This window comes from Nitratireductor aquibiodomus NL21 = JCM 21793 (assembly GCF_000615975.1).
Classification (GTDB): Bacteria; Pseudomonadota; Alphaproteobacteria; order Rhizobiales; family Rhizobiaceae; genus Nitratireductor; species Nitratireductor aquibiodomus.
In genome coordinates this window covers 1-4,353 of the sequence record NZ_BAMP01000156.1, presented here as the reverse complement: position 1 = coordinate 4,353, position 4,353 = coordinate 1, and the positions used below count along the sequence as shown (strand labels likewise).

At 63.2% G+C, this 4,353-nt stretch carries 4 protein-coding genes; 1 reads left to right on the top strand and 3 read right to left on the bottom strand.

Annotated elements, in window-relative coordinates:
* Positions 1-148: 148 nt before the first annotated feature.
* From JCM21793_RS22605 to JCM21793_RS22595, 3 genes are read right to left on the bottom strand one after another with little or no spacing between them, the layout of a single operon-like run.
* Positions 149-1,420, bottom strand: a complete 1,272-nt coding sequence (locus tag JCM21793_RS22605; RefSeq protein WP_025031811.1) for a glycerate kinase type-2 family protein — start codon at positions 1,418-1,420, stop codon at positions 149-151.
* Positions 1,421-1,448: 28 nt separating this feature from the next.
* Positions 1,449-2,756, bottom strand: a complete 1,308-nt coding sequence (gene guaD, locus JCM21793_RS22600; RefSeq protein WP_025031810.1) for a guanine deaminase — start codon at positions 2,754-2,756, stop codon at positions 1,449-1,451.
* 3 nt (positions 2,757-2,759) lie between these two features.
* Positions 2,760-3,974 carry a urate hydroxylase PuuD gene (locus JCM21793_RS22595; protein WP_025031809.1) on the bottom strand — a complete coding sequence of 405 codons (1,215 nt, stop codon included), beginning with the start codon at positions 3,972-3,974 and terminating at the stop codon, positions 2,760-2,762.
* 124 nt (positions 3,975-4,098) lie between these two features.
* Between JCM21793_RS22595 and JCM21793_RS27875 the strand changes: the two genes are divergently transcribed.
* Positions 4,099-4,353 (top strand): LysR family transcriptional regulator (locus JCM21793_RS27875; RefSeq protein ID WP_036541584.1); only part of this gene is annotated, 255 nt, incomplete at its 3' end.

The following is a 4,353-nucleotide window of genomic DNA, read 5'->3' as shown; positions in this document are numbered from 1 at the left end:
CCAATATGGCGCATGGTCGCCTGATTTGTGCGGATACGCGAAGCACGGCCGCAGGAAGACTTCACGTCTTTCAAGGACTTGCGACAAAGTAGCCCGTGCAAATCAGGCCGACCATTGCCGCCATATTGGTGGGTCCTGACCCTAGAAATCACCGCACCAGAACCGCTCGCAGATCGTTGACGTTCGTGCCGGTTGGACCCGGCGCGAACAGATCGCCCAGTGCATCGAAGGCGCCCCAGGCGTCGTGTGCGGCAAGCAGCGCCTTCGGGTCGTGACCGACAGAGCGCAGCCGCGCGACGGTGCGGTGATCGGCGAAGGCGCCGGCATTCTCCTCCGAACCGTCGATGCCATCCGTATCGGCAGCGAAAGCGGAGATGCCGGGCACGCCTTCAATGCCGAGCGCCAGCGACAGAAGGAACTCGGTGTTGCGCCCACCGCGCCCGCCGCTTCGGCGCAGCGTGACCGTGGTTTCACCGCCTGAAAGCAGCACGACCGGTTTTCTGAAAGGCCGGTCGCGCAACGCCACCTCGCGGGCAATCGCCGCATGAACGCCGCCCACCTCGCGCGCCTCACCCTCAATCGCATCCGACAGGATGACGGCAGGCACGCCCTGCGCTTCGGCAGCAGCCGAAGCAGCTTCCAGCGAGCGCGCGGCCGAGGCGATGACGTGAACCTCATGGCCTGCAAAACGTGGATCATCCGGCTTTGGTGCGTCTGCCGCAGGTGATGCGAGATGCCGCATCACCGCATCGGGCAGCTGCATGCCATAGGTCTCGATCACGGCGAGCGCGTCCGCGCGGCTTGCCGTGTCGGGCACGGTCGGACCGGATGAAACAAGCGCAGGATCATCGCCGGGAATGTCCGAAACGATCAGCGAGACGACGCGCGCGGGATGGGCCGCGGCGGCCAGCCTGCCGCCCTTGATTGCGGAAATGTGCTTGCGCACCGTGTTCATGGCCGAGATCGGCGCGCCGGACGCCAGAAGCGCCTCGTTGACGGCGATCTCGTCGGCAAGCGTCAGGAAGCCTGCCGGTGCGGGCAGCAGGGCCGAACCGCCGCCGCAAACGAGCGCGATCACCAGATCGTCCGGACCGAGCCCGGTCACGCTATCCATGAGACGCTTTGCGCCGGAGAGGCCGGCCTCATCCGGCACCGGGTGCGCCGCCTCCAGAACATCGATCATGCGGGTCGGCGCGCCATAACCGTAGCGGGTGACGACCACGCCCTCCAGAGGCCCATCCCAGGCATCTTCCAGCGCAGCCGCCATCTGGGCCGCGCCCTTGCCAGCCCCGACCACAATGGTGCGGCCCCGGGGCTTTTCCTGCAGGAATGCGCGAATGGTTTTGGCCGGGTCAGCGGCAGCGACAGCAGCGTCGAACAGTCTTGTGAAAAACGCCTTCGGATCGATGCTGCCGGTCACATGCGCCCCCAGAACTTACCCCCAGAACTTACAAGGCGCTTTTGGCAGCCTCTCCTGCGACATAGGTTTCCACGATGGCGCGGTCGTCGGCAAGCGTTTGCAGAAGGAAAAGCTCCTCGGCCAGCGTTTCGACACGGTCCATGCGCAGCGCCATGACCGGCGTTGCGCACGCGTTCAGCACCACCATGTCGGCGTCGGTGCCGGGCTCCAGCGTGCCCACGCGCTCCGACAGGGAAAGCGCCTCGGCATTGCCGCGCGTGATCTGCCAGAAGGAGGCCAGCGGGTTCAGCTTCTCGCCATTGAGCGCGATCACCTTGTAGCCCTCATCCATGGTGCGCAACATGGAGTAGTTGGTCCCGCCGCCCACATCCGTCGCGGAGGCGAGGCGGAGCGGCTTTTCGCGTTTGCGATAGCGCTGATAATCGAACAGGCCGGAGCCGAGGAAAAGGTTTGAGGTGGGGCAGAACACGGCGACCGAGCCCGTGTCCGACAGCACATCCGCTTCGCGCTCGGAAAGATGAATGCAATGGCCGAGCAGCGCCTTGGGGCCCAAAAGCCCGTAATGCTCATAGATGCCGGTATAATCCGGCGCGTCGGGATAAAGCTCTGCCGTCAGCGCGATCTCGTCGTGATTTTCGGAGAGATGCGTCTGCATGTGGAGGTCGGGGAATTCGCGCATCAGTGCTGCGGCCATTTCCAGCTGCTCGGGGCTGGAGGTGATGGCGAAACGCGGCGTGACGGCATAGTTGAGCCGGCCCCTGCCGTGCCATTCGCCAATCAGCGCCTTCGTGTCGTCGTAAGAGGACTGCGGCGTATCGGTGAGTGCTGCCGGCGCGTTGCGGTCCATCATCACCTTGCCACCCACGACGCACATGTTGCGCGCCAGCGCCTCGCCGAAAAAGGCCTCCGCGCTCTCCTTGTGAACCGAGCAATAGGCCGCCACCGTGGTCGTGCCGTTGCGCAGCAGCTCATCGAAGAACAGCCGGGCGATGTGACGACCGTGCTGAATGTCGGAGAACCTGGTTTCTTCGGGGAAGGTGTAGTTGTTCAGCCAGTCCAGAAGCTCCGCGCCGTAGCTGGCGATCACCTGCATCTGCGGGAAATGCGCATGCGCGTCGATGAAACCCGGCAGGATGAGATGCGGACGATGGTCCACCACCGCGTACCCCGCTTCGGCTCCGGCTGCGACCTCGGCAAAGCTGCCTGAGGCGAGGATCACGCCATCTTCGACCAGAACCGCGCCATCCTCTTCAAAGAGATAGGCGTCGTGGTCGTCGATGCTCCGCGGTTCGGCCTTGAAGGACAGAAGCCGTCCACGGATGAGTTTCTGTGCCATGCGCTAGCGCGCCTCCTCGAACCAGGTGACGATCAGTTGCCGCTCCTCCTCCGTGATGCCCGAAACATTGCCGGGCGGCATGGCGTGGCTGCGGCCTGCCTGCAGATAGATTTCGCGCGCGTGCTCCGCAATAGAGGCATCCGTGTCGAGCACAACATTCTTCGGCGGATAGGGAATGCCCTCATAGCCGGGCACCGCGGCATGGCACATGGCGCAGCGCCCCATCACCGTGTCGCGCACAGCCGGGAAATGGGTCGAGGCGACGAAGGTCTGACCCGTCGCCGAAAGCTTCGTCTCGCCGGTCAGCACCTGTGGCACGGTTGAAAGCCACATGATGACGATGAAGAGAACGCCGGCCAGCCCCCAGGTCCAGTGCGGCGTGCCCTTGCGGGCGTGCACCGTGTTGAAATAGTGCCGGATCAGCACGCCGATGATGAAGATGAGCGACGCGATCACCCAGTTGAACTGGGTTCCGAATGCCAGCGGATAGTGGTTCGACAGCATCAGGAAGACGACGGGCAGGGTCAGATAATTGTTGTGCAGCGAGCGTTGCTTGGCCTGCATGCCAAGTTTGGGGTCGGGCGTGCGGCCCGCCTTCAGATCGGCCACCACGATCTTCTGATTGGGAATGATGATGAGAAAGACATTCGCCGTCATGATCGTTGCGGTAAACGCGCCCAGATGCAGGAAGGCGGCGCGGCCGGTGAAAAGCTGCGTATAGCCCCACGCCATCGCCACAAGGATCGCGTAGAGCACCAGCATCAGCACCGTGTCGTTCTTGCCGAGCGGCGATTTGCACAAAAGGTCGTAGAGCAGCCAGCCGAGCCCGATGGAGGCAAGCGAGATCAGGATGCCGCCCCAGGCCGGCACATCGAGCACGTTGCGGTCGATCAGATAAAGATCCGCACCCGCATAATAGACGATGGCGAGCAGCGCGAAGCCGGAGAGCCAGGTGGAATAGGATTCCCATTTGAACCAGGTCAGATGCTCCGGCATGGAGGCGGGCGCGACCAGGTATTTCTGGATGTGATAGAAGCCGCCGCCGTGAACCTGCCACTCCTCGCCATGAACGCCCTCCGGCAGGCCCGGCCGCTTCACCAACCCCAGATCGAGCGCGATGAAATAGAAGGACGAGCCGATCCAGGCAATCGCCGTGACCACATGCAGCCAGCGCACCCCGAAAGATAGCCAGTCCCACAAAACCGCGTAATCGTTCATGCCAGTTTCCTCAGCTCCACGAGGCACAGGGTGGAGGAGTCCGGTATAAACGGAAAGCGGAGAAGATCACGATGACTTTCAAAATTTTGGAAAATAATGCGCGCGAAACTTCTGGGGGCAGTGCATGGCCTATCTCGACAATATCGCCGTTTTCGTCCGCGTCGTGGAGCTCGGCAACCTGTCTTCGGCCGGACGCGACATGCGACTTTCACCGGCCGTTGCCTCGAACCGGGTGAAGGAACTCGAAAAACACCTGGGCGTACGGCTCTTCAACCGCACCACGCGCCAGCTCACCCCGACCGAGCAGGGTCGCGTCTTCTATGAGGGCGCGCGCAAGGTTCTCGAAGCGGTGGCGGAGGCCGAAGCTCGGTCGCCGACC